General features: G+C 68.8%; 22 protein-coding genes. 10 read left to right on the forward strand and 12 right to left on the reverse strand.

Going from position 1 to position 23,738, the window contains the following annotated elements; translation table 11 throughout:
• The first annotated feature begins 34 nt into the window (after positions 1-34).
• Together FAB82_RS00485 and FAB82_RS00490 are read left to right on the forward strand one after the other, a co-directional pair.
• Complete coding sequence (locus FAB82_RS00485; RefSeq protein WP_342799425.1) at positions 35-1,636, forward strand: sensor histidine kinase; 1,602 nt, start codon at positions 35-37, stop codon at positions 1,634-1,636.
• Positions 1,633-2,307 (forward strand): response regulator, encoded by a 675-nt coding sequence (locus tag FAB82_RS00490; protein WP_136532569.1) that lies wholly within the window; start codon positions 1,633-1,635, stop codon positions 2,305-2,307. Before FAB82_RS00485 ends, FAB82_RS00490 begins: the two co-directional genes overlap by 4 nt.
• 10 nt (positions 2,308-2,317) lie before the next feature.
• On the opposite strand, the gene FAB82_RS00495 is transcribed toward FAB82_RS00490, so the two are convergent.
• Positions 2,318-3,220, reverse strand: coding sequence for a sulfotransferase domain-containing protein (locus tag FAB82_RS00495; RefSeq protein ID WP_246039383.1), 903 nt, complete (start codon positions 3,218-3,220; stop codon positions 2,318-2,320).
• Positions 3,221-3,564: 344 nt separating this feature from the next.
• Here FAB82_RS00495 and FAB82_RS00500 point away from each other — a divergent pair, with 344 nt between their 5' ends.
• From FAB82_RS00500 to FAB82_RS00520, 5 genes are all read left to right on the forward strand, one after another.
• Entirely contained in the window at positions 3,565-5,004 is a 1,440-nt protein-coding gene (locus tag FAB82_RS00500; RefSeq protein ID WP_136532652.1) for a pyridoxal phosphate-dependent decarboxylase family protein, read from the forward strand.
• The gene (locus FAB82_RS00505) at positions 5,001-6,302 is read left to right on the forward strand and encodes a lysine N(6)-hydroxylase/L-ornithine N(5)-oxygenase family protein (protein WP_136532570.1); all 1,302 of its coding nucleotides are present in this window, start codon (positions 5,001-5,003) and stop codon (positions 6,300-6,302) included. The genes FAB82_RS00500 and FAB82_RS00505 overlap by 4 nt, the downstream gene beginning before the upstream one ends.
• Positions 6,299-6,871, forward strand: coding sequence for a GNAT family N-acetyltransferase (locus FAB82_RS00510; protein WP_136532571.1), 573 nt, complete (start codon positions 6,299-6,301; stop codon positions 6,869-6,871). The genes FAB82_RS00505 and FAB82_RS00510 overlap by 4 nt, the downstream gene beginning before the upstream one ends.
• Positions 6,868-8,628 carry an IucA/IucC family protein gene (locus tag FAB82_RS00515; protein WP_136532572.1) on the forward strand — a complete coding sequence of 587 codons (1,761 nt, stop codon included), beginning with the start codon at positions 6,868-6,870 and terminating at the stop codon, positions 8,626-8,628. The genes FAB82_RS00510 and FAB82_RS00515 overlap by 4 nt, the downstream gene beginning before the upstream one ends.
• A 192-nt stretch (positions 8,629-8,820) precedes the next feature.
• On the forward strand, positions 8,821-9,270 hold the full coding sequence (locus FAB82_RS00520) for a hypothetical protein (protein ID WP_136532573.1): 450 nt from the start codon (positions 8,821-8,823) through the stop codon (positions 9,268-9,270).
• 84 nt (positions 9,271-9,354) lie between these two features.
• On the opposite strand, the gene FAB82_RS00525 is transcribed toward FAB82_RS00520, so the two are convergent.
• From FAB82_RS00525 to FAB82_RS00540, 4 genes are all read right to left on the reverse strand, one after another.
• Complete coding sequence (locus tag FAB82_RS00525) at positions 9,355-9,777, reverse strand: type II toxin-antitoxin system VapC family toxin (RefSeq protein ID WP_136532574.1); 423 nt, start codon at positions 9,775-9,777, stop codon at positions 9,355-9,357.
• Positions 9,768-10,070 (reverse strand): FitA-like ribbon-helix-helix domain-containing protein, encoded by a 303-nt coding sequence (locus FAB82_RS00530; protein ID WP_136532575.1) that lies wholly within the window; start codon positions 10,068-10,070, stop codon positions 9,768-9,770. Before FAB82_RS00530 ends, FAB82_RS00525 begins: the two co-directional genes overlap by 10 nt.
• Before the next feature lie 86 nt (positions 10,071-10,156).
• A complete protein-coding gene (locus FAB82_RS00535) occupies positions 10,157-11,434 on the reverse strand; it encodes an MFS transporter (RefSeq protein ID WP_136532576.1) in 1,278 nt (425 codons plus the stop codon).
• A 62-nt stretch (positions 11,435-11,496) separates the two neighbouring features.
• Positions 11,497-12,807, reverse strand: a complete 1,311-nt coding sequence (locus tag FAB82_RS00540) for an aminotransferase class I/II-fold pyridoxal phosphate-dependent enzyme (RefSeq protein WP_136532577.1) — start codon at positions 12,805-12,807, stop codon at positions 11,497-11,499.
• A gap of 48 nt (positions 12,808-12,855) precedes the next feature.
• Here FAB82_RS00540 and FAB82_RS00545 point away from each other — a divergent pair, with 48 nt between their 5' ends.
• The gene (locus FAB82_RS00545) at positions 12,856-13,458 is read left to right on the forward strand and encodes a pyridoxamine 5'-phosphate oxidase family protein (RefSeq protein ID WP_136532578.1); all 603 of its coding nucleotides are present in this window, start codon (positions 12,856-12,858) and stop codon (positions 13,456-13,458) included.
• Between the two features lie 34 nt (positions 13,459-13,492).
• Here FAB82_RS00545 and FAB82_RS00550 read toward each other — a convergent pair whose 3' ends face one another.
• The 5 genes from FAB82_RS00550 to FAB82_RS00570 all read right to left on the reverse strand — a co-directional run bounded on the left by FAB82_RS00550 (position 13,493) and on the right by FAB82_RS00570 (position 17,957).
• Positions 13,493-14,356: a ThuA domain-containing protein gene (locus tag FAB82_RS00550; protein WP_168801354.1), complete on the reverse strand. Its 864-nt coding sequence runs from the start codon at positions 14,354-14,356 to the stop codon at positions 13,493-13,495.
• Positions 14,357-14,415: 59 nt separating this feature from the next.
• Positions 14,416-15,306, reverse strand: a complete 891-nt coding sequence (locus FAB82_RS00555; RefSeq protein ID WP_136532580.1) for a M23 family metallopeptidase — start codon at positions 15,304-15,306, stop codon at positions 14,416-14,418.
• 69 nt (positions 15,307-15,375) lie between these two features.
• The gene (locus FAB82_RS00560) at positions 15,376-16,173 is read right to left on the reverse strand and encodes an ABC transporter permease (RefSeq protein WP_246039384.1); all 798 of its coding nucleotides are present in this window, start codon (positions 16,171-16,173) and stop codon (positions 15,376-15,378) included.
• Between the two features lie 9 nt (positions 16,174-16,182).
• A complete protein-coding gene (locus FAB82_RS00565; RefSeq protein ID WP_136532581.1) occupies positions 16,183-17,007 on the reverse strand; it encodes an ABC transporter permease in 825 nt (274 codons plus the stop codon).
• Positions 17,007-17,957: an ABC transporter ATP-binding protein gene (locus tag FAB82_RS00570; RefSeq protein WP_136532582.1), complete on the reverse strand. Its 951-nt coding sequence runs from the start codon at positions 17,955-17,957 to the stop codon at positions 17,007-17,009. The genes FAB82_RS00565 and FAB82_RS00570 overlap by 1 nt, the downstream gene beginning before the upstream one ends.
• A 172-nt stretch (positions 17,958-18,129) precedes the next feature.
• On the opposite strand from FAB82_RS00570, the gene FAB82_RS00575 reads away from it, so the two are divergent.
• Complete coding sequence (locus tag FAB82_RS00575; RefSeq protein ID WP_136532583.1) at positions 18,130-19,197, forward strand: fatty acid desaturase family protein; 1,068 nt, start codon at positions 18,130-18,132, stop codon at positions 19,195-19,197.
• A gap of 94 nt (positions 19,198-19,291) precedes the next feature.
• Here FAB82_RS00575 and FAB82_RS00580 read toward each other — a convergent pair whose 3' ends face one another.
• Positions 19,292-19,918 carry a CD20-like domain-containing protein gene (locus FAB82_RS00580; protein ID WP_136532584.1) on the reverse strand — a complete coding sequence of 209 codons (627 nt, stop codon included), beginning with the start codon at positions 19,916-19,918 and terminating at the stop codon, positions 19,292-19,294.
• 142 nt (positions 19,919-20,060) lie between these two features.
• Complete coding sequence (locus tag FAB82_RS00585) at positions 20,061-20,999, reverse strand: LysR family transcriptional regulator (protein WP_136532585.1); 939 nt, start codon at positions 20,997-20,999, stop codon at positions 20,061-20,063.
• Between the two features lie 118 nt (positions 21,000-21,117).
• Between FAB82_RS00585 and FAB82_RS00590 the strand changes: the two genes are divergently transcribed.
• Positions 21,118-22,521 carry an MFS transporter gene (locus FAB82_RS00590; protein ID WP_136532586.1) on the forward strand — a complete coding sequence of 468 codons (1,404 nt, stop codon included), beginning with the start codon at positions 21,118-21,120 and terminating at the stop codon, positions 22,519-22,521.
• Positions 22,522-23,738 lie beyond the last annotated feature (1,217 nt).

A 23,738-nucleotide genomic window follows, 5' to 3' on the forward strand; every position in this document is an offset into this window, starting at 1 on the left:
GGCCGCCACGGTCGCACCCATGAGCTGCGAGAATATGACTGTGAAGCGGAAGCCGAAACGGGGGTCGGTGGCCCGGCAGATCCTCGCGTTGCAGGCGGGCGCGGTCGCGGTGCTGCTGCTCCTCGGCGGCGCCCTGATCTATCTGGAGGCCAAGCGCGGCACCGAGGCCAAGGCCACCGCCGAGGTCACCGACCTGGCGCTGTCCCTGGCGGCCCTTCCCCAGGTGCACGACGCGACCCGGGCCGAGGATCCCGGCCCGAAGTTGCGCGGCATCGCCGACGCGGTCGACGAGGCCACCGGGGTCGACTTCATCGTCTTCATGGACACCGACCGCACCCGCTACACCCACCCCAACCCCGAGGTCATCGGCGAGGCTTACATCGGCACCATCGATCCCGCCCTGGACGGCGAGGTCTACACCGAGACGTACACCGGCACCCTCGGCCCGTCGGTGCGGGCCATCGCCCCGATCGAGGACGACGGCGAGGTCGTCGCCCTGGTCGCCGTCGGCATCCTGCAGGAGAACATCGGCGGCGAACTGCAAAGGCGCCTACCGCAACTGCTGGGCCTGGCCGCCCTGGTGCTGCTGGTCTCGGCGGCCGGGACCTGGGCCATCGGCAGTCGGCTGCATCGCCAGACCCTCGGCCTCGGCCCCGAAGAGCTCACCCGCATGTACGAGCACCACGACGCCGTCCTCCACTCGGTGCGCTCGGGGCTGGTCGTCATCGACGGGGGCGCCATCGTGCTCGCCAATGACGAGGCGGTCCGGCTGCTCGGACTCCCCGAGGACTACGAGGGCAGGCCGATCGCCGAGCTCGGTCTGTCCGGTTCCCTGGCGGACCTGCTGTCCTCCGGGCGGTTCGCGGAGGACGAACTGCACGTCCACGGCGATGCCGTCATGGTCGTCAACCAGCGGCCGGCCGAACGGGACGGGCGCACCCTCGGCGTCTTCGCGACCTTCCGCGACCAGACCGACTTCCAGGCGCTCACCGGCGAGCTCGACTCGGTGCGCGGCTTCGCCGAGGCCCTGCGGGCCCAGGCGCACGAGTCGGCGAATCGGATGCACGCCATGGTCACCATGATCGAGCTCGGCCGCGCCGACCAGGCCGTCGCGTTCGCCACCACCGAGCTGGAGACCTCGCAGCGGCTGGTGGACCGCATCGTCGCCCGCGTCACCGAGCCGGCGCTGGCCGCGCTGCTGCTCGGCAAGTCCTACCAGGCCCACGAGAAGGGCATCGACCTCGTGATCACCGACGAGACCGCCGCCGACGGGGCCGGCATCGAGCCGCGGGACCTGATCACCTTGGCGGGCAACCTGATCGACAATGCGATGGACGCGGCGTTGAGTGGTGAGCCGCCGCGGCGCGTCGAGGTGTCGATCGCGCAGGACGAACAGGGCCTGACGTTGACCGTCGGCGATTCGGGGCCGGGCCTGGCCACCGACCGGCCCGAGGAGATCTGGACTCGCGACTGGTCGACCAAGACCGACTCCCGGCCCCACGGCCGCGGCCTGGGGCTGGCGCTGGTCCGGCAGGTCATCGACCGCTACGGCGGGTCCGTCACGGTCGACCGGGGTCCGGGCGCGGTCTTCACCGTGTGGCTGCCCCGGCCGGAGGGACGGGAGGAGCGGTCGTGATCGAGACCCTCATCGTCGAGGACGATCCGCGTCTGGCGGAGGCGCATGTCCTGTACACCGACCGGGTGCCGGGGTTCCACGCCGCCGGGTCGGTCCACAGCGGACGGGAGGCGATGGAGTTCCTGCGGCGCGAGCGGGTCGACCTGGTGCTCTTGGACTTCTACCTGCCCGACATGGGCGGGCTGGAGGTGTGCCGGGCGCTGCGGGCGGCCGGACTCGACGTCGACGTCATCGCCGTGACCTCGGCGGCCGATACCCAGACGGTGCGGGCGGCGGTGGCGCACGGCGTGGTCCAGTACCTGATCAAGCCGTTCACGTTCGCCTCGTTCCGCGACAAGCTCGAACGGTACGCCGAGTACCGGGACCGCTTGGCCCCCACCGGGGGTGAGACGGCCCAGCACGAGGTCGACCGGGCGTTCTCGGCCCTGCGCACCTCCACGGGCGGCCCGCTTCCCAAGGGCTTCAGCCCGGACACTCTCGCGATCGTGGTGGGCGCGTTGGAGTCCGCGTCCGGGCCGCGGTCGGCCAGCGAGATCGCCGCGGCGGCCGGGATGGCTCGGGTGACCGCGCGGCGGTATCTGGAGCTGCTGGCCGATCGGGGCACGGTGGAGCGCCAGCCCCGCTACGGCGGGACCGGCCGCCCCGAGCACGGCTACCGGCTGCGCGGCTGAGGCGCCTGACCTAGACCGGCCCCTGGTGGAGCCACTCGTTGATCTCGGGGTTGGCGAGGGAGGCGACGCGCTCGCGGTAGCGGTCGAGGTCGGACTCGTCGAAGAACTCCCGCCACTGGCCGTTCGCCCCCTTGTGGAAGAACTCGGCCTTGTCGTGCCACATCGAGCGCTCCGGCGCCAGGGTTTCGGCTCGGCTCTTGACCTGGTCGAAGGTGGCGGCGCGGACGAGCTCGGGCCAGACCTCCTCGGGGACGGCGATGCCGAGGGAGCCTGCGAGAAGCCGCATCTGGCCTTCGAGGTCGGCCTTGAGGTCGGCGTAGTGGAGCAGGACGATGTTGGGATCGTCCCGGCGCGCCCAGAAGCCCTCGATGTGGCGGAACATGCCCGCCATGCCGAGCACCGGGTCGTCGTTCTCGGCCCAGTTCCAGAAGCGTTCCTTGGCGGTCGGGGCGGGTGGGGGCATCGCGTCGGTCATATCGGCGCCCTCGGGGCCGAGCGTGTCCGCCCTGAGCGCCATCACCTTCTCCATGTCCATGTTGGCCAGGTGGTGGTCCATCGAGACGCCCGCGTCGCGGGGGTCGCGGCCGACGCAGATGTAGGTGACGCGCTCGTCGAACGGGAGGCCGTCGAGCGGGGTGTGGGACTTCATGAACCGGCGGTGGCCTTGGGCCGCAAGGTGGGCGGCGGTGTCGGCCTCGGTGCGGAAGAAGGCGTCGACCCACAGCGAGAGGTCGTCGAGCGGCGCGGGGAGCTCGGGGCGCCCGAACACCAGCAGGCCGCAGATGATCTGCGTCCAGGTGGTGCCGCACTTGGCGGGGGTGGAGACGATGATGTCGCCTTCGCGGAGATTGATCGAGTCCCAGCGGGCGGAGTCCATCAGCAGGGTCTGGTAGCGGACGGGTGTGGTTCCCAAGGTGTTTCTCCTTGCGGGAGAGGGTGGTCGGTGGGGTGCCAGCATTGTGGAGTTCGAATGTCTCGATCCACGCTACGAGCAAGGAGCCCCGAACGCCAGGAAATGATCTTGGGCGGTTTTGCGGGGATTCGCGTGGAGAGCGTCACCTTCTGGGATCAGCCCTGTCTCAGGCATGAGAATTAGGTTAGGCTAACCTCCTCCTGCCTGATTAGGCAAGGCTAACTTCCATACGTCCCGGCACCGCAAGACGTCCCTCCGTGAAAGGACTCCGCTCCGTGCTGACAAGCGCCGCAGACCTCCGCCCCGCCCCCGCTTCACCGCCCGACCCGACCGGAGCGCCGGCGCTGCTGGGCCGCGACTCAGCCGACGCCTATCAAGCGCTCGTATCCCAAGTGTCACAGAGCATTTCGGAGCGTTTCGCGACGGTCGACCGGCCCTGGACCGGCATCACTCCGGGCGAGCTCGGACCGGCCGTCGCCGCCGTCGACCTGGACCGGCCGCTGCCGTCCTTCTCGGACGCGTTCGACGAGATCGGCGACCTGTACCTGCGGGACGCGGTCTGGTTCCACCACCCGACCTACCTCGCCCACCTCAACTGCCCCGTCGCACTGCCGGCCGTCGCCGCCGAGACCGTCCTCGCCTCCGTCAACACCTCCGTCGACACCTGGGACCAGAGCGCCGGCGGCACCCTCATCGAGCAGCGCCTCATCGCCTGGACCTGCGAGCGGATCGGACTCGGGCCCGACGCCGACGGCGTCTTCACCTCCGGTGGGACGCAATCGAACCTGCACGCGCTGCTGCTCGCCCGCGACGAGGCCGTCGAGCAGGTGCTCAAGAACAGCGAGGAACCGATGCGCGGCGTCGAAGTCCTCCCCCGCCTGCGCCTCTTCGCCTCCCCCCACTCCCACTTCTCCGTCGTCAAGGCCGCGCGCCTGCTCGGGCTGGGCGAGGACGCCGTCATCACCGTGCCCGCCGACGACCGCTTCCGCATGAACCCGGCCGCCCTCGACGCGGCCATCGAGACCTGCCGCGCCGCCGGACTCGTCCCCGCCGGGGCCGTCGCCACCGCCGGGACCACCGACTTCGGCTCCATCGACCCCCTCGATTCGATCGCCGAAGTCTGTGCGGCGCACCGGGTCTGGTTCCACGTCGACGCCGCCTACGGGTGCGGCCTCCTCGTCTCGCCCGACCGGCGCGAACTGCTCTGGGGCATCGAGCACGCCGACTCCGTCACCGTCGACTTCCACAAGTCGTTCTTCCAACCCGTCAGCTCCTCGGCCGTGCTGGTGCGCGACCGCGCCAGCCTGCGCCACGTCACCCACCACGCCGACTACCTCAATCCCGTCGAAGCCCTGTCCCCCAACCAGGTCGACAAGAGCCTCCAGACCACCCGGCGCCTCGACGCGCTCAAACTGTGGATGACGCTGCGCACCCTCGGCCCCGCCCAGATCGGCACCATGTTCGACCGTGCGTGCGAACTCGCCGGTGAGGCCTGGGAGTATCTAGACGCGGACCCCCGTTTCGAGACGGCCGCGCCGGTCTCGCAGCTGTCCACGGTCCTGTTCCGGCTCGCCGGGGCCGACGACGACGTCCACCGCGCCGCCCGCGAGGCCATCGCGGCGGCCGGGGAGGGCATGGTCGCATCGACCCGGGTGGAGGGCCGCATCGCGCTCAAGCTGACCCTGCTCAACCCCGAGACCACCCTCGGCGACATCGTCCCCGTCCTCGACGCGCTGGCCCGCCACGGCGCTCGCCTCCAGCAGATCGGCAAGGAGTCAGCATGAGCACCGACCGCATTCACGATTTCCTCGGGATCGGCGTGGGGCCGTTCAATCTCGGGCTGGCCTGCCTGACGGCGCCGATCGAGGGTCTCGACGGGGTCTTCCTGGAACGCAAGGCCGACGTCGACTGGCACCCGGGGATGCTCATCGAGGGCACCACGATGCAGGTGCCGTTCATGGCGGACCTGGTGACGCTCGCCGACCCGACCTCGCCCTTCTCGTTCCTCAACTACCTCAAGCAGCAGGGCCGGATCTACCCGTTCTACATCCGCGAGTCGTTCTTCCAGCTGCGCGCCGAGTTCCAGGACTATCTGCGCTGGGCCGCCGCCCGGCTGGACAACCTGCGCTTCGAGACCGAGGTGACGTCGGTGGAGTGGGATTCGGGCCGCGGCGTCTACGCCGTGCACTCGGTCTCCCCCGGCGGCGCCAACGTCGACTTCGCCCGCCGCCTGGTGCTCGGCACCGGGACGCCGCCGTGGCTGCCGCTGGCGGTCCAGGGCCTGGAGGGCGAGACGGTCGTCCACGCCTCGCAGTACCTGGCCAGCCGCGACCGGCTCAAGGAGTGCGGCTCGATCACCGTCGTCGGCTCCGGCCAGAGCGCCGCCGAGATCTACCGGGACCTGTTGGAGGACATCGGAACCGGCTACCGGCTCAACTGGGTGACGCGCTCGCCACGGTTCTTCCCGCTGGAGTACACCAAGCTGACGCTGGAGATGACCAGCCCCGACTACGTCGACTACTTCAATGCGCTGCCGGCCGCGAGGCGCGACGAGCTCAATGCCGGCCACAAGGGCCTGTACAAGGGCATCAACGCCGACGACATCAATGAGATCTACGACCTCTTGTACCGCAAGAAGTTCGAGCTGGGCGAGGTCCCGACGCGGCTGTTCACGAACTGCACGGTTGAAAAGGCGGCCGCGGGCGAGCGATTGACGCTGGGTATCAGGCAGCACGAGCAGGACCGCGAGTTCGAGCTGGACACCGAGGGCCTGGTGCTGGCAACCGGCTACAGCCACCGCCCGCCGGCGTTCCTGGACGGCATTCGCGACCGGCTCCGCTTCGACGCGACCGGGCGGCTGGCGGCGCGGCGGGACTACAGTGTCGATGCCGCGGCCGACGGCGAGGTGTTCGTCCAGAACGCCGAACTGGCCACCCACGGCTTCGTCACCCCGGACCTGGGCATGGCCGCCTACCGCAACTCGTGGATCATCCGCTCCCTCACCGGGCGCGAGGTCTACCCGATCGAGCGGCGCATCGCCTTCCAGGAATTCGCCGCCCCAGATGAGGATGCTGCCACATGAAGGCGCCCAACAGCTTCTATTACATGCACCCCGAGCTCGGCGACTTCGGTCTGCGCCTGGTCGACCCGCCGACCGACGCGCCGCTGCTCCACGAGTGGGTGACCGACCCCAAGGCGAAGTACTGGATGATGCAGGAGGCGGGCCTCACCGACGTCCTCCACGAGCACGAACTGATCGAGCTCTCCGAGCACCACTTCGCCTATGTCGGGCTGTTCCACTACCGGGCCCGGTTCCTCGTCGAGGTCTACGACCCCGCCCACTCCGAACTGGCCGACGTCTACTCGCCCGCGGCGGGCGACATCGGCATGCACGTGCTCACCGCCCCGACCGACACGCCCGTCCCGGGTTTCACCAGGGCCGTCATGACCGCCGTCATGCACCTGCTGTTCGAGGGCTTCGGCGCCGAGCGCGTCGTGGTCGAGCCCGACGCCGAGAACACCCCGATCCACCGGCTCAACGAATACGTCGGCTTCCGTCCCAAGCGGACCGTCCAGCTGAAGGACAAGCGGGCCCTCCTCAGCTTCTGCACCCGATCCGACTTCCACTCCGCGAAAGAAGCACTGCTATGAGCGCGACCGAGCACCTCACCCCCGAGCTGTGGCAGCAGGCCACGAGGACGTTGCTGGCCAAGGCCATCGGCGAGTTCGCGCACGAGCGGCTGCTGATTCCCGTGCTGGAGGGCGAGCGGTACGTCCTGACCGGGCCGGGCGAGCGGTACCGCTTCGCGGCGAAGCGGCTGGGGCTCGACCACTGGGCCGTCGACGCCCACTCGCTGGTCCGCGAGGCCCACGACGGGACCGAGCTCGGTCTCGACGCCGCCGAGTTCTTCATCGCCTTCCGGGCGGAACTGGGCATCGGCGACGACGTCCTGCCGGTCTACCTGGAGGAGCTGGCCAGCACCATCAACCGCGGCGCGTTCCAGCTCAGCGAGGACCAGCTCACCGCGGCGAAGCTCGTCGACGCCGACTTCCAGGTGATCGAGGCGGCCATGACCGGCGGCCACCCGTGCTTCGTGGCCGGCTCCGGGCGGCTCGGGTTCAGTTCCAGTGACTACCTGGCGTACGCGCCCGAGACCGCGTCGGGCGTCCGGCTGCTGTGGCTGGCCGCCCGGCGCGAGCACGCGATGTTCACGGCCGCTGAGGAACTGGACTTCCAGTGGCTGCTGGACACCCAGCTCGACGCCGACTCCCGGGACTACTTCGCGTCGCTCTTGACCGACCGCGGCCTGGGCTTCGAGGACGTCTACCTCATCCCGGTGCACCCGTGGCAGTGGCACCACAAGATCTCCACGACCTTCGCCGCCGAGGTCGCCGCCGGGCGGCTGATCCTGCTCGGCGAGGGCCACGACGAGTTCCAGGCCCAGCAGTCGATCCGGACGTTCTTCAACCGCACCGATCCGACCGCCGACTACGTCAAGACCGCGCTGTCGGTGCTGAACATGGGGTTCATGCGGGGACTGTCCACCGAGTACATGTCGGTGACGCCGCAGATCAATACGTTCGTGGCCGAGCTCGTCCACGGCGACCCGGCGCTGAAGAAGACGGGCGTGACCGTCCTGCGCGAGCGGGCGGCCGTCGGCTACCGGCACCCCGCCTATTCCGCGAGCGCGCCGAAGGGCTCGCCGTACCGGAAGATGCTGGCGGCGCTGTGGCGCGAGAGCCCCGTCCCGTACTTGGGCCAGGGCGAGAAGGTCGCGACGATGGCCTCGCTGCTGCACGTCGACGGCGAGGGGAAGCCGTTCGCGTCGGCGCTCATCGAACGCTCGGGCCTTCGCGCGGCGGACTGGCTGCGCGGCTACCTCGACGCCTACCTGGTGCCGCTGGTGCACTGCCTGTACCGGTACGGGCTGGTGTTCATGCCCCACGGCGAGAACGTGATCCTGGTCCTCAAGGACGGGGCGGTGCAGCGGGTGTTCATGAAGGACATCGGCGAGGAGTGCGCGGTCCTGGAGACGGCGACGCCGGTCCCCGAGGAGATCGAGCGCATCCGCGCCGAGGTCCCGGACGACGTGCGGGCGCTGTCGATCCTGACCGACGTCTTCGACTGCTTCCTGCGGTTCCTGGCCGCGAACCTGCACCTCGACGGGGTGCTGAGCGAGGACGAGTTCTGGAGGGTCGCCGCGGAGGCGCTCCGGGATTACCAGTCCGAGCACCCGGAACTGGCCGAGGCGTTCGCGCGCTTCCCGCTGTTCGAGGACTCGTTCCCTCTCTCGTGCCTGAACCGCTTGCAGCTCAAGAACAATCAGCAGATGGTGAACATCGAGAACCAGGAGGAGAGCCTGATCTACGCGGGCAGGCTCGACAACCCGCTGGCCCCCTGGCGCTAATCCTATAGGATATATCCTGTAGGGGTTTCGGTCGAAGGCGTCGGGCAGGCCCGGCCGGTGTACAGGCTCCGGCCGGGCCTTTCGCGTTCAGGTCGGGTCGTGGCACTCGATTCCTGAGGTGAAGTGGCAAGGCGCGCTTATGATCCGGTGGTCCCCTTTTGTCCACTCGAATTGGAAGAGATCTTGCCGGTTTTGAACAACCCCCTCCGTATTGTTGCCGCCGCCGCGGGCGTCGCCTTCCTGGCGATCGGCCTGACCGGATGTACGGCGGACGAGCCCGAAGCCCCTCCCGCGGAAGCGGACGAGCCGTCGTCGGCCGCCGAGGAGTCGCCGAGCGCCCCGGCCGATCCGCTGGAGACGCTGGCGGACACTTGGATGTGGGTACCCGAAGAGGGCACCGACATGGCGACCCTGACGCTCGTGATCGATGCGGACGGCAATGTCGAGTACACCGGGGTAGGCAGCAGCGAAGGCACCCTGGTGCCCGGAGACGATGACACCCACCAGATCGAGATCGCCGAGAACATGCAGGGTGAACCCGAAACCTGGGAGGCCGTATACGACCCGGAGACCGACACGCTGGAGGTCGACTTGACCTACGCGGTCGAGCCCTTCACCGCCGAATTCTCCCGCGAGGCATAGGACGCGGTCGGCCGCCGCCCTCTGCGAGGGCGGCGGCCGATCGTATACGGGGAGCGACCGGGCCACCGCGCGTGCGGCGCGATCTCATTCGCCCCAAGGGTTAATCCATTCGACTCCGGTGTGCTTGAAATGCTTGACGTTCCGGGTGGCGAGCACGTCACCGCGGACGAGACAGGTAGCGGCGATCTGCACATCCGCCAGTCCGATTTCGATTCCGCGCTTCTCCAGCTCCGCGTTGAGAACCCCCGCCCGATATCCGGCCGCCGCATCGAGCGCGGCGCATCTGCCCCGGAAGACCTCGTTGACCAGAATGTCGATCCTAGAAAGCAGCGCTGTCTTGCGTTTGCCGTCGTCAAGCCTGGAAACGCCGTAGACCACCTCCCCGATCGCGACGGCGCTGATCCAGACCTCATCCTCCGGAAGTCCGTCGAACCAGGCGAGCACACCCGCATCCGGCTCGGATCTCATCAACTCGGACACGACGTTCGAATCGACGATCACTCCCATTCCGAGAAGTCCACCTCGCGCATCTTCTCGGTTCGGGCCGGAGGCTCGAATTCATCGAAGCCGCCGACATCGGCGAACAATCGGTGGATGCGGGTCCCGAGTCCACCTTTCGGACCTGCCTGAGTGCGTGTACCCCTTTCGAGAAGGTCACGCGCCTCGGCCTCCATGGAGGTGCGATGCAGCGCGGCCTGTACGCGGAGACGCTCGTAGACCTCGGAGGGGATGCCTCGAATGGACATCGCCCGCTCGCTGGGTTCGGCGCCGGATTGCCTTGTGCCTGTCAATGTGACCACCCCCTGACGGTACCAATGCTAGCACCGGAAACCAGACATGAACACACCGAAAAGACATGTTCACTATTGGGCGGAACCAACCGGGATCAGGCGGCTTCCTCGGCGGCGTCGGGGCTGGCGATCTTGCCGAGGAGGAGCGGGAGGACGGCCAGCGCGACCACGGCGCAGAAGACGTTGAGCATGCCGTAGCTCAGGTACTCCACGATCGGACCCGAGGCGAGCCCGGCCCCCATCGCGGCCAGGCCCATGGCCAGGTCGGAGAAGCCCTGCGTGGACGGGCGTTCGGCCGGGGTGACCGCGCCGGTGACCATCAGAGCGGCCGAGACGGTCATGGCCGACCAGCCGATGCCGAGGAGCACCAGGCCGATCGAGATCTGCACGTGGTTGTCCACCGCGGATGATCCGGCTACGGTGCAGGCGGCCACGAGGATCGCGGTGCCCGCGATGAGGACCGGGCGCGGGCCGTAGCGGTCGGCGAGGCGGCCGATGATCGGCGAGAGGGCGTACATGCCGCCGATGTGAAGGCCGAGGATGACGCCGACGGCCGTCAGGGCCGACTCGGGGTCGTCCATGCCGTGCCTGACGTGGATCGCGGTCATCGCCATGACGCCGACCATGACGAAGTGGCCGAGCGCGGCGGCGATGACGCCCGTGCGCACCGTGGCATTGGCGCGGGCCATGCGGAAACCGTCGGCGATCGAGCGCTTCGGGGCCTTGGTCTCACCGGAAAGTTCGCGGGCCAGCAGGAGCGGGTCGGGGCGCAGCAGGGCGGGCAGGATGACGGCCGTGATCAGGCAGAGGAGGCCCATCGCGACGAAGGAGCCGACGTAGTCGGGGCCGCCGGTCCAGCCCTTCCAGGCGCGCTCGGCCAGCGCGGCGATCGACGGCCCCGCGACCGATCCGATCGTGGCAGCCCACACCACTATGGACAAATGAGTGCCGCGCTTCTCGACCGGTGACAGGTCGGCCGCGGCGTAGCGAGACTGGAGGCCGGAGAAGGAGGCGGCGCCGAGGAGGAAGTAGCCGGATACGGCGAGCGCGGCGAGATCGAGGTAGATCGCGGTGATCACGGTCGCGGAGCCGATCACGGCGCAGCCGTAGCCGAAGGCGAGACCGCCGCGGCGGCCGAAGCGTTCGGTGATGCGGATGGCGGGGATGACGACGAGCGCGGAGCCGCCCACGAACAGGCTCTGGCCGAGCCCGGCGTACGCGCTGGAGCCGGTCATGTCCTCGATGAGCAGGGCTCCGACCGCGATCCCGATGCCGACGGCGAGGCCGCCGAGGATCTGGGTGCAGAAGAGCACGGAGAGCGCCCGTTTCTGTATTGCGGCCGTGTCGTTGGCCGTATGAAGGGAGGTGGTCATTCGGGGGGTCCTTTCTGGAGTTGTCAGACCGGCGGGGTGCGGCGGTCGGGGCACGTGGTCTGTCAGACCGGTGGGACTGACGGCCGGGCGGCGGAGGCGATGGCCGCCGCCACGGCGGGGGCGTCCTTCGGGTCGAGGCGGGCGGTGCTCACACGGATGCCCTGGTCGCCGTGGAAGGAGAACGATCGGCCGGGGGTGACGGCGTAGCCGGCGTCCCGCAGGGCGATGACGGCGCCGGTCTCGTCGGCGACCGGCACCCACAGGTTGAGTCCGGAGCGGCCGAAGACGTCGATGCCGTGCCCGGCGAGGGCCTCGCGCAGGGCCGTCTGGCGTTCGGCGTACGTGCGCCCGGCGCGGTCGACCAGGGCGGTGACGCCCTCGTCTTGCCATGCGGCGATGACGAAGTGCTGCAGAATGCACGAGACCCAGCCGTGCGAGACGACCATGCGCCCCTGGACGCGGGCCTTGGTGTCGTGGTCGGCGGCGACGACGGCGCAGCGCAGGTCGGGGCCGTAGGCCTTGGAGACGGAGCGGACGAACATCCACTGCTTGGCGACGTCGGCGACGAAGTGGAGCGGGATCCGGGAGAGGTCGCCCCAGTGATCGTCCTCGATGACGAACACGCCGGGGTGGGCGGCGATGACGTCGCGGAGCGCGGCGGCCCGGTCGGCGGAGACCGCCGAGCCGGTGGGGTTCTGGCCGCGGGCGGTGAAGATGAACGCCCGGGCCCCGGCCGCCAGGGCGCGGTCCAGTTCCGCCGGGAGCGGGCCGTCGGCGTCGATGGCGACGGGCGTGACCTGGTATCCGGCGGCGAGCAGGAGGTCGCGTCCGTTGGCCCAGGTGGGCTCCTCCACTGCCACGGTGTCGCCCGGTTCGAGCCGGGCGGCGAGGCCTCGTTCGAAGGCGTCGAGCGCCCCGGAGGTGACGGTGAGTTCGCCCCGCACTCCGTCGGCGGCGAGGCGCTCGCGGGCGAGGTCGAGCAGGTCGGGGCACGGCCCGCCATTGCGGTAGTTCCCGCCGCTCACCTCGACGTGCGGTTTGAGGGCGGCCAGGTCGGGCAGGAGCTCGGGGTCGGGTTCGCCGCTGACGAGGTCGAGGACTCCCTTGGGGATGGTGAGGGTGCCCGCGGGGGTGAAGGCGGAGCGCGAGCGCACGAAGGTACCCGAGCGGCCGCCGGTCTCGACGGCGCCGCGCTCGCGCAGGCGCCGGTAGGCGGCCGCGACGGTGCCGGGGGCGACGCCGAGGTCGGCGGCGAGCTTGCGGACGGAGGGCAGGGTCCGGCCGGGACTGAGGTGTCCGTCGCGCACGCCGACTTCGACACTCGCGGCAATCTCGCTCGCCGAGCCACCCGTGATCTGGTACTGTACCGACATAATAAAATAACTGTACCAGTACATAAATTGCAGACAGGAGTCCCCCCGATGGCTGCCATCTTCACTCAGACCGACCGCACCACCCCGATGCGATCCAAAGAGAAGATCGACTACACCAAAGCCCCGGCGTACCAGGTGCTCGACGAGGCCCTCTTCTGCGATGTGGCCTTCGTCGGCCGCGACGGCGCCCCCCGGGTCCTGCCGACCTTCCCGGTGCGCGTGGGCAATACGGTCTACTTCCACGGCTCGACCGGATCGAGCCTCGGGCTCGGCGCCGCCGGCGACGGCCTGCCCGTGTGCCTGACGGCCACCATCGTCGACGGACTGGTCTTCTCGAAGTCGTGGTTCCACCACTCGATGAACTACCGCAGCGTGGTCGTCCACGGCGAGGCGCGGGTGGTCACGGACGAGGACGAACGCTGGAACGCGATGCGCGCCCTGATCGAGCGGATGTCGCTCGGGCGCTCCGAGAGGTCGAGGGAGCCCAGTGCCAAGGAGCTCTCGGCGGTGGCGATCATGGTGCTGTCGCTGGAGGAGGTCTCGGTCAAGGCCCGCTCCGGCCCCCCGGTGGAGGAGCCCGACGACGAGCCCATCACCCACTTCAACAATGGCGTCGCCGAGGTCAAGACGGTCATCACCGGGCGCCTGTAACCGGCGGCAGGCGCTCGGCGCGAACGGCGAACGGCTACCCGGCGTCGGCGGTCCGGATTCGCTCGGCCTTGTCCAAGCGCCACACCGCGATCGATCCGCCCCCGGCGACGGCCAGCACGAACAGGGCGAAGGTCCACGTGTACGGCCACGCCGGGGCGGCACTGTCGGAGTTCTGCACCATCTCACCGTCCTCGCCTGCGGCCCACCAGATCCCCTGGCGGATGAGCTGCAGGAAGTCACGCTCGGTCCAGGTGTCGGCGGCCCCGCCGGGAACGGCGTAGAAGGCCTGGTACTCATCGCTTCTCCAGGCCGCGGGGTCGCCGGAGTCCAACTGCGCCAGGATGACCGATTCGGGCTCGGCCGGCTCGGGGTCGAAGTAGTACCAGAGGTCGGTCAGCTCCAGCTCATCGTCCAGGCCGTCGGTGATCGGCGAGCCCGAGTTGAAGGTGACGGTCTCCTTGGCGTCGTCCACCGGCGCCGACAGGGCGGTCGCGCCGAGCAGCTGCCGGTACCAGTCCCAGTCGGGTTCGCTCGCGGCCGCCGAGTTGGTGGCGACCAGGCCGCCGCCGCCCTCCACGAAGGCCTGCAACGCTTCCCGCTGGCCGGGGTCGAGGACGTCCGCGCCGGTATTGAGGAGCATGACCACGTCGACGCCGCCGGCGCCGACGGTGGCGAGCGGCTGGTCCAGGCTGGACGCGTCTCCTTCGATCAAGGTGAAGCCCCAGCGCCGCGCCTCCATCTCCAGGCGCTCGATCGCGTACCGGACGACCTCGCCGTCGCCATTGCCGTCGGTGACGATCAGGACGGTCGGGCCGCCCGAGGCCTGGGCCGCCGTCGGCACCAGGGTGGACGCGCAGGCCAGCATGGCTACCAAGAGGAGTCGCAGCACGGTTCTCACGGGCCCCACCCTATCGGGCCGGGTCGGGCGGAGGATCCCCCCGCCCGACCCGGCTCTGCTCAGCCGCAGTGACTCCATGCACTGGTCCAGGAGCTCGATCCCACCGAGCCGCCCCACTTCACGCAAGTCGACCCGGCCGATTTCCGGATCGGCCCGGCGTAATAGGCGAAGTTGCCCGAGTCGGTCGTGACGGTGCCGCCCTCCACTTGCAGTGAGGCCGAGACCGCCGAGGCCGTGCCGAGGCTCGTGCTCTTCAACGTGACCACGCAGTTGTAGCCGTTGGAGGCGTTGTAGGTCAGGTAGATGAAGCCGCCGGTGACGGCGTGCGAGTTGATGACGCTGTAGCCCGAACCGCACACCTCCGTCGCCGTGTAAGGGTTGCCGCCGCAGGCGTTGGTGCTCTTGACGGCCTTCTTGGTGCCCAGGGGAACCGTGACGCCGTCGACTGTCGGGGTCACGACGGTGCCCGAGGAGTTACGCTGCTCGTAGTGCAGGTGCGGGGCGTTGGAGCCGCCGGTGGAGCCGACGGTGCCGATCTTGGTGCCCTGGCTGACGGCCATGCTGGAGCCGACCGAGCCGCTCATCGTCGCCAGATGGGCGTAGCGGGTGCGCGAACCGTCTGAGTGGACGATCTGCACCCACTGGCCGTAGCTCGTATTGCCCTCGTTGTAGAAGTAGGCGGTACCGCCGGCGGTGGCCCGCACGGTCTCGCCTCCGATGGCGTCGCCGCCGTAGTTCTGCCAGTCGATCGTGTTGCTCGGGTTGTGACCGCCGGTCCAGTTGTTGGCGTAGAACGTCTTGTTGCAGTTGAACGGACTCTTGTGGGTGACCGCCTGCGCAGAGACCTCGTCAGCGCCCGCCACCATCGCGGGGGCGAAGGCCCCGGCGATGGCAAGCGCGAACGCCGCGATGAGGACGATAAGGCGACGGGAGGGTTTGCCTCGTGTCATAACGGGACGATATCGAAGAAATACTTCGTTGTGAAGGTCACATTTGAAGAATTTCTTCTTAGTTTCGTCCTACTTGTAGAGCGCCTTCGAGAGTCGGCGCTGCGCGATCCAGGTGCCGCCGATCGCCAAGGCGCACAGGTAGGCGACGTGGACGAGCATCATGGGCCCGAACTGCCCCAGGCTGATCCCCCGCACCAGTTCGATGCCGTGGAACAGCGGCATGACGTACACGATCGGCTGCACGAATTCGGGGTAGGCCTCCACCGGGGTGAAGGTGCCGCCGAACAGGAACATGACGAACACGAAGGCCATCATCAGGTCGAAGTCGGGCCAGTCGCGGAACAGGGTGGCCAGCGTCAGTCCGATCCCGGCGAAGGCCAGGGAGATGAACACGCAGGCCGGGACGGCCAGGATCGCCCACCACGAGTCGAGCAGGCCGAAGGCGCCCATGACGGCGACGAACATGGCCACGTAAATGCCGCCGCGGATGAGCGCCCACCACACCTCGCCGAGCGCGACCTCCCAGGGCCGCAAGGGGGTGTTGAGGATGCCGTCGTAGAGCTTCATCCATTTGAACTTGGCGAAGACGTTGATGGAGGTCTCGGCGAGCACGCCCATCATGGCGGCGTTGGCGAGGATCGCGGGGGCGACGTAGGCGGTGTAGGAGATGGTCTCGCCGCCGGGCAGGGTGATGTCGCCGACCAGGGCGCCGACGCCGAAGCCGAAGGCGAATAGGAACAGCAGCGATTCGAAGGCGCCGGAGACGATCAGGACCCAGGCGCGGCGCATGGCGATCCAGTTGCGGTGCAGCAGGGAACCGGACCGCTTGAAACTGGTGCGGGCGGCGGCATAGGCGATGACGGACACTGGGCGCTCCTAGAACGACAGTCGGCGGGCGATGACGCGGCGGGCGAGGAACCAGCCGCCGATCGCGAGCGCGACGAGGTAGGCGAGGTGGGCGACCGGCGGCAGCGCGGTGGCCGCCCCGGCGGTGGCGGCGCGGGCCAGTTCGGTGCCGTGCCACAGCGGCGAGATCCACACCAGCGGCTGGAGGAAGCCCGGCATCTGCTCGGCGGGGAAGAACACGCCGGAGAACAGGCTGATCGGCATGATCGCGAAGCGGTAGACCGAGTTGAGCATCGCGTCGTTCTTCAGGCTGGAGCACCAGGCGTGCAGCCAGGGGGCGAGCGCGGCCGAGACTCCGAACGCGGCGATGACCGCCAGCGCCGCCCACCACGAGGTGTAGACGCCGAAGAACGCCAGGACGATCGCGACCACGGTGCAGGAGGTGAAGGGCCGGAAGATCACCGCGTAGGCGAGGTGGCCGTTGAGGATGTCGACCGGGCGCAGCGGGGTCGAGCGCTGGTGGAGGTAGCCGCCGCCCCATTCGTGGTAGCCGCCGAAGACGGGGTAGACCATGTCGTTGCCGAGCATCATGACCGCGACCGAGCAGATCAGGCCGGGGGCGATGAACTCGGCGTAGGTGAGGCCGCCGGTGGCGCCGGGGTCGATGTAGGAGCCGACCCCGATGCCGATCGAGATCATGTAGAGGATCGGCAGGAACACCGAGGTGAAGACGGTGCCGTTCCAGATGTGGCGGTACAGGGCCCATTGGAGGCCGAAGGCGCGCCAGGCCCCGACGAGGTAGGACAGTTCGGCCGCCTTCGCCTGCGGCGCCTCGGTTTCGGCGAGCGTGGCCATTACTCGTCCTCCACCAGGGCCCGGCCGGTCAGGCGCAGGAAGACGTCTTCGAGGGTGGCGCGGCGGGCCAGCTGGGAGGTGGGGTGGATCCCGCGGGCCTCGATCGCGATGGCGGTGGCGTCGGCGTCGTCGGTGTAGACCAGGATGCGGTCGGGCAGCGGCTCGATCTGGGCGCCGATGCCTTCGAGCTTCTCGGCGATGTCGTGGAGGTCGGTGGTGTGGATGCCGGAGAAGCGCACCTCCACCACCTCCTTGGTGACGTGGGTGTCGATGAGCTCGCGCGGGGAGCCAGAGGCGATGATGAGGCCCTCGTCCATGACGACGAGGCGATCGCACAACTGTTCGGCTTCGTCCATGTAATGGGTGGTGAGCAGAATCGAGGTGCCCTGCTCCTTGAGTTGGAACAGCCGCTCCCAGACGAGGTGGCGCGCCTGGGGGTCGAGGCCCGTGGTGGGCTCGTCGAGGATCACCAGATCGGGCTCGTTGATGAGCGAGCGGGCGATGGCGAGGCGACGCTGCATGCCCCCGGAGAGGTCGGAGACCTGGTCCTCGGAACGGGCCGTGAGCTGCACGAACTCCAGCAGCTCGGCGGCTTTCGCCTTGGCCTGCTTGCGTTTGATGCCGAAGTACCCGGCGTAGACGGTCATGTTCTCGACCACGGTCAGCATGCCGTCGAGGGTGTTGTCCTGCGGGACGACGCCGAGGCGGGACCGGATGGCGGGGCCGTCGGTGTGCGGGTCGAGGCCGAAGACCTCCATAGTGCCGCCGCTGGGCTGCGAGACGCAGCCGATCATGCGCATCGTCGTGGACTTGCCGGCTCCATTGGCGCCGAGGAAGCCGAAGGCCTCACCCCGCTTGATCTCGAAGTCGACCCCCTTGACCGCTTCGTACTCGCCATAGCTCTTGCGCAGATCGCGCGCGCGGATCAAGATCTCGTCACGAATGGGCATGCTGTGAAGGATAGACGCCGCCGCCGACATGGGGTCAAACCCTTTTCGAACACCAGGCCCAGAAAGAGGGGGGTTAACACTACCCCCATTGGCGGGGTGGCAGTAGTTACTTCTGAGCCCGAACGCGGCAGGCTTAGAGGTGGACCACCGACATCGACAGAACGGACGATCCATGGCAATCGCCGAACCAGTTGCACCAGCCGCACCCCCGGCCCCCGCACGCGCGGGCAGCGACTTCGCCGAACTCAACCGACGCATCAGCGACGCCGGCCTGATGAAGCGACGTCCCGGGTACTACGCGGTCCGGTTCACGATCATGGGTCTGATCTTCGCCGGCAGCTGGGTTGCCTTCGCCGTCATCGGGAACACCTGGTTCCAGATGCTCATGGCCGTGTTCATGGCCGTCGTCTCCGCGCAGGTGGCGCTGCTGGGCCACGACCTCGCGCACCGTCAGGTCTTCCGCTCCCGCAACGCCTCGCAGCGGATCGGCTTCTTCACCGGCAACTTCGCCAACGGCATGGGCTACGGCTGGTGGAACGACAAGCACAACCGCCACCACGCCAACCCCAACCACGAGGAGCTCGACCCCGACGTGCAGCCGGGTGTCCTCGTCTGGTCGAAGGACCAGGCGATGGGCCAGCGCATGGCGCACTCGGTGATCCGCTTCATCAACAAGTACCAGGCGTACCTGTTCTTCCCCCTCATCACCCTCGAAGGCTTCAACCTCCACGTCTCGGGTGTCAAGTCGGTCGTCAAGCCCGGGCTCAAGCAGCGCGGCACTGAGGCGGCGCTGCTGTTCCTGCACTTCGCGCTTTACCTCACCGCCGTGTTCATGGTGCTCTCTCCCGGCAAGGCCGTCGTGTTCATCCTGATCCACAAGATGGTGTGGGGCCTGTACATGGGTTCGATCTTCGCCCCCAACCACAAGGGCATGCCGACCTTCACCGGCAAGACCGAGCTGGACTTCCTGCGCAAGCAGGTCCTGACCTCGCGGAACGTCAAGGGCGGCGTCGTCATCGACCTCGCGCTGGGCGGCCTGAACTACCAGATCGAGCACCACCTCTTCCCGGGCATGCCGTCGGTCAACCTGGGCAAGGCCCAGCCGATCGTCGAGGAGTTCTGCAAGGAAAAGGACATTCCCTACCACGCGACCGGCCTGATCGAGTCCTGGAAGGAAGCCCTCGGCGAGCTCCACCGCAACGGTGAGCCGCTGCGCAACCCGCAGCTGTCCAAGGTCTGAGCATCTGAACGAAACGAAGGGTCCCGACCGCACAGCGGTCGGGACCCTTCGTCTTGCCTGCGTCACTGCCGCTCGAAGGCGAACTCGTAGTCCTTTACGCGGTCCGGTCGTCTTGATGAGTGACGTCCAGGGAGTAGTACTGCCCGTCCAGCTCGACCGACTCGGTGACGACCCGGCCCGGGCCGGAGAAGAAGTAGCCGCCCTCCCCTGGGTCGTTGTCGCCCGTGTCCGAGTAGCCGGGTGTGTTGATGTCCTCCAGGTCGTCCTTGAAGTCGTCGGCGAACTGGCCGGAGATGGCGCAGGAGATGATGCCGCCGACCACGGCCAGCGCGATGCCGATGATCGACATGATCCGGTGCGACTTGATGATGCCGATGATGCCGAGCACGATCGCGGCGATGCCGAAGAGGCCGCCGATGAAGAGCCCGGCGACCGGGATGAGCCCGAGCAGCAGCGCGAGGGCGCCGAAGATCAGCGCGAGCAGCCCGATCGTCCTGGGTTTATCGCCGCCGGCGGGCGGCTGGCCGACCGGGGGTGGAGGGGGCGGCGCGGGCGGCCAGTTCGGATTCGACGTCGGCGGCGGATACGCGGGCGGGTCGCTCGACGGGGGCGGCTGGTACGCGGGGGGCTGGTCCGACGCCGGTGGCTGATGGGCGGGAGGCTCATTCGAAGGCGGCTGCGGCTCTTCGGGCGACGACGGCGACTGCGGCGGCTGAGTCATGGCTGACCTCCCGGTGAATGACGAGGCAGGCGGTCAAGGGCCTGCGTTCCGCATCAAAACACGATCCGCCCCGAATATCCCCGAATCATCCGAAACCGCGGGTGCCGCGGCCGGTCAGCCTGTGTATTTCAACCCGGGTACTTCAGCCGGTGTACTCCGGGATCATCGCGGCCTGCTCGCGCACCCCTTCGGCCTCGGCCGCCGCCGCTGCGGCCGCCCGCTCGGCGAACGCCTTGACCGCGCGGGTCTCCTCCCCCGCCCGCCACACGAGGCCGTGACGCACCACCGGCGCGTCGACCACCTGGCGGTACACCACACCGGGCCGGGGCTGGTACTCGACGGTGCGCGCCCCCAGCAGCAGCGAGCCCTTGCCCGCGGCGACCTGCATGAGCGCCTCCTGCAAGGTCGTGATGCTCGGGCCGCGGCCGATCTCGGCGCCGAGCGGGGTCCGATGGGGTTCGGAGACCTCGCGGCGGTAGTCCGGGGCGTCGCCCTCCACCGCCAGCAGCACGGTCTCTGCCAGGTCCTCCATGGTCAGCCACGGCCGCGCGGCCAGCGGGTGGTCGGCGGCGACCGCGAGCATCCGGCCCTCCGTGAGCAGGGTGGGCCCCTTGGCCAGGTCGTCCTCGCGGACCGGCAGCTCCATGACCTGCACGTCGTAGTAGCGCTCGCGCAGCTGGCCGAACGGGTCGGTGAACGACATCTCGCAGACCTCGACGTCGAGCTCGGGGTGGTCGGCGCGCAGCTTGTCCGCGGCCTTCATGGCCACCTCGCCGGACAGCGCCGGGCCGAAGCCGACGCGGAGCATCCCGCCCAGGCCCTTCGCCTCGGCGGCGGCGCGGGCGAGCGCGTCCGCAATGGCGCGATGGTGCGGCTCGACCTCGTCGCGGAACCGCCGCCCCAGGTCCGTGAGCTTGACGCTGCGGCTGGTGCGTTCGAACAGCGGGGCGCCCAGGCGGCGCTCCAGTCGCTGGATCAACTGGCTGATCCGCGCGCGGGACAGCCGCATCCGCGTCGCCGTGCGACCGAAGTGCAGCTCCTCGGCCAGGGTCAGGAAGCTCTCCAGCTCATCGCGTTCCATCGGCGCTCTCCTCGATCGGTAAGTCTCACTTACCGAACGTTGCGTTCTTCGCCATTGTTCCCGCCCCGCATCGGATTCACGATTACCGAGCCAACCGAACCAGCGTCAAGGAGTTCCCATGAAAGCCCGTGAATGGGGTGTGCTGATCGTCCTCTCAGGAGCGATCTTCCTGGAAGGCACCGACATCGCCATGCTCAATATCGCCCTGCCATCGATCCGGACGGACCTGGGCCTGACCACCGGGTCGCTCCAGTGGATCGTCAGCGCCTACGTCCTCGGCTACGGCGGATTCATGCTGCTGGGAGGCAGGGCCGCCGACATGTTCGGACGCCGCCGGGTCTTCTTGGCAGCGCTGATCGTGTTCCTGCTGTTCTCCGGGCTCGGCGGACTGGCGGAGAACGGGGCGACGCTCATCGCCGCCCGCTTCATCACCGGCCTCGCCGCCGCCTTCATGACACCCGCCGGACTGTCCATCATCACCACCACGTTCGAGGAGGGACCCAAACGTGACCGCGCCCTGATGATCTACGGCGGCATCGGCGCCGGCGGCTTCACCCTCGGCCTGGTCATCGGCGGACTACTGACCGCCGTCGACTGGCGCTGGGTGTTCTTCGCACCGGTCGGACTCTCGCTGGTGCTGCTGGTCGCGGCGCTGGCCGTGATCCCGAAGTCCGAGCGCCCCGACAGGAGCGGGCAGCGCTTCGACCTGCTCGGCGGCCTCACCATCACCGGCGCGGTCGTGCTGCTCGTCCTCGGCGTCGAGCGGGCCACCCACGTCGGCATCGGAATGACGGGGGCCACGATCGCCGCCAGCCTGGTGCTCCTCGCGGTGTTCGTGGCCGTGGAACGGCGGACCGCGAATCCGCTGGTGCGCCTGGGGATCTTCCGCTCGGGCCCGCTGTTGCGGGCGAATCTCATCGGCGTGCTGTTCATGGGTGGGTTCTTCGGGTTCCAGTTCCTGGTGGTGCTGTACCTCCAGGAACTGCGCGGCTGGTCGACCATCGAGTCGAGCCTGGCGATGCTGGTCGTCGGCATCGACGTGATCCTCGCTCCGACCGTCACCCCGAAGCTGGTGCGGCGCTTCGGGAACGTCCCGGTGCTGCTCGCGGGGCTCGGCTTCGCGGCGCTGTCGTTCGCGCTGTTCCTGCCGGCCGGGGCGGACTGGTCCTATGCGGCGATGCTGCCCAGTCTGGTGTCGCTCGGCCTGGCGTTCACGCTGGCGTATGGACCGCTCACCATCATCGCCACCAATGGGATCAAGGAGGAGGAGCAGGGATTGGCTGGCGGGCTGCTCTACACCTCGTTCCAGTTCGGCGCTGCGATCGGGCTCGCGGCCGTAGCGGCGGTCAATGTCGCCGCGACCGCTTCGGACGCACCGGGCGCGGTGCTCGCCGGGTACCGGGCGGCGCTGCTGGTTCCGCTCGCCGCGGCGGTGCTGGCAGTGGTCCTCGGATTCCTCAACCTGCGCGGCAATCACCGCGAAAGGACGGAGGAGCCCGCTGAACTCGTCGGGGCCGCATGAGAATCGGAAACGGAAAGGGTCGGCCGGGGCACACCGCTCCGGCCGGACCCGCGCCGCTTTTCCGCATCACGTCGCATCGCAGTTCGCTCCCAAAGCAATGTCCTTCGCTTAGGGCGGTTCGTGACGGTCGGCGATGAAGTGGCGGCAACGCGGTCGAAGGTGCGTCTCATGCCCTGGTCGCGTTGCTCTTGCGGTTCAGGCTCTCGGCGATGGAGCGGTGGCGGGCGGGCCAGGCCTGGTGCGTTGCCGGGGCGGGGTGCGTTTCCCGTGCTGTTCAGGCGGGCGACGACGGAGGGACGGGGAGCGCCGGTCGGGGTGGTCTGCCGGGGCGGAGGTTGGTCGTGGGTGGAGGTTCGGGCGCTCGGCGATGGAGAGGTGAAGGGCCGGGGCGGGGTGCGTTGCCGGAGTTTGGCCGGGGCCGGGCAGGGCCGGGACGCGCCCCGTCGGGACGGGGCTGAGGGCACGGCCGGGGCCGGTGGCTTCGACCGTCCGGGCTGCCGTGCGGCGCCCTCGGTGGGGGCAGGCGGATGGCATGGCCGTGGTCGGGCTCGTCATGTCGTTCTCGCCTCCTTCCGGCTGCCGTCGTTGATGGCCGGTGCTCCGTCGCATGGACGGGGTCCGGTGCCTGGTGCACCTGGTCTGGTGCAGGTGGTCTCCGCCCCGGGGGTTCCTTCCCGTCTCCCGCCTCGTTCCCGCATCCGTGTGATGCGGGGGCAGGATCGGGCTCGGAAGCTCCCGAGAGCCTTGGTCTGGCACGCTTCGCATTCCCTCCGGAGAAGGCGCTGCTTCGCGTCTATGCCCGGCACGCTTCGCAGCCCCACGCTAGAAGGGGTCGCTTCGCATGTCGGTGCGGCACTTGTGCGGAGTCCTTGCCGGAGCAGGGTGTGTGCTTCGCTTCTGTGCCTGGTAGCGCTGACTCCCGCTATGGTCGGCGTTGCATCATCTGCGCTGGTGTGCCTCGTTCAGGACACGTGCCGCCAAGTCGAGGTGATCCCGACAAGGCCGTCTCCCCCCTACACCGACCCAAGAAGGGCGCGGTGGACCGCGGGACCCGATAGCACCAGGAGCTGAGAACCGCTGCCCCAGTAGATGAGGCCGGTGTTCTCGGAATTAGTCAGAAGGCGTCTCGGCCAGAGGCTTGGCGTAGTCTGCTTGCACCCGCTCGACTCCTGTACGAATTCCATATCTCTGTGCGTACCTCAATGATAACTTTACGT

It is taken from the genome of Glycomyces buryatensis (assembly GCF_004912275.1).
GTDB classification, from domain to species: Bacteria; Actinomycetota; Actinomycetes; order Mycobacteriales; family Micromonosporaceae; genus Glycomyces; species Glycomyces buryatensis.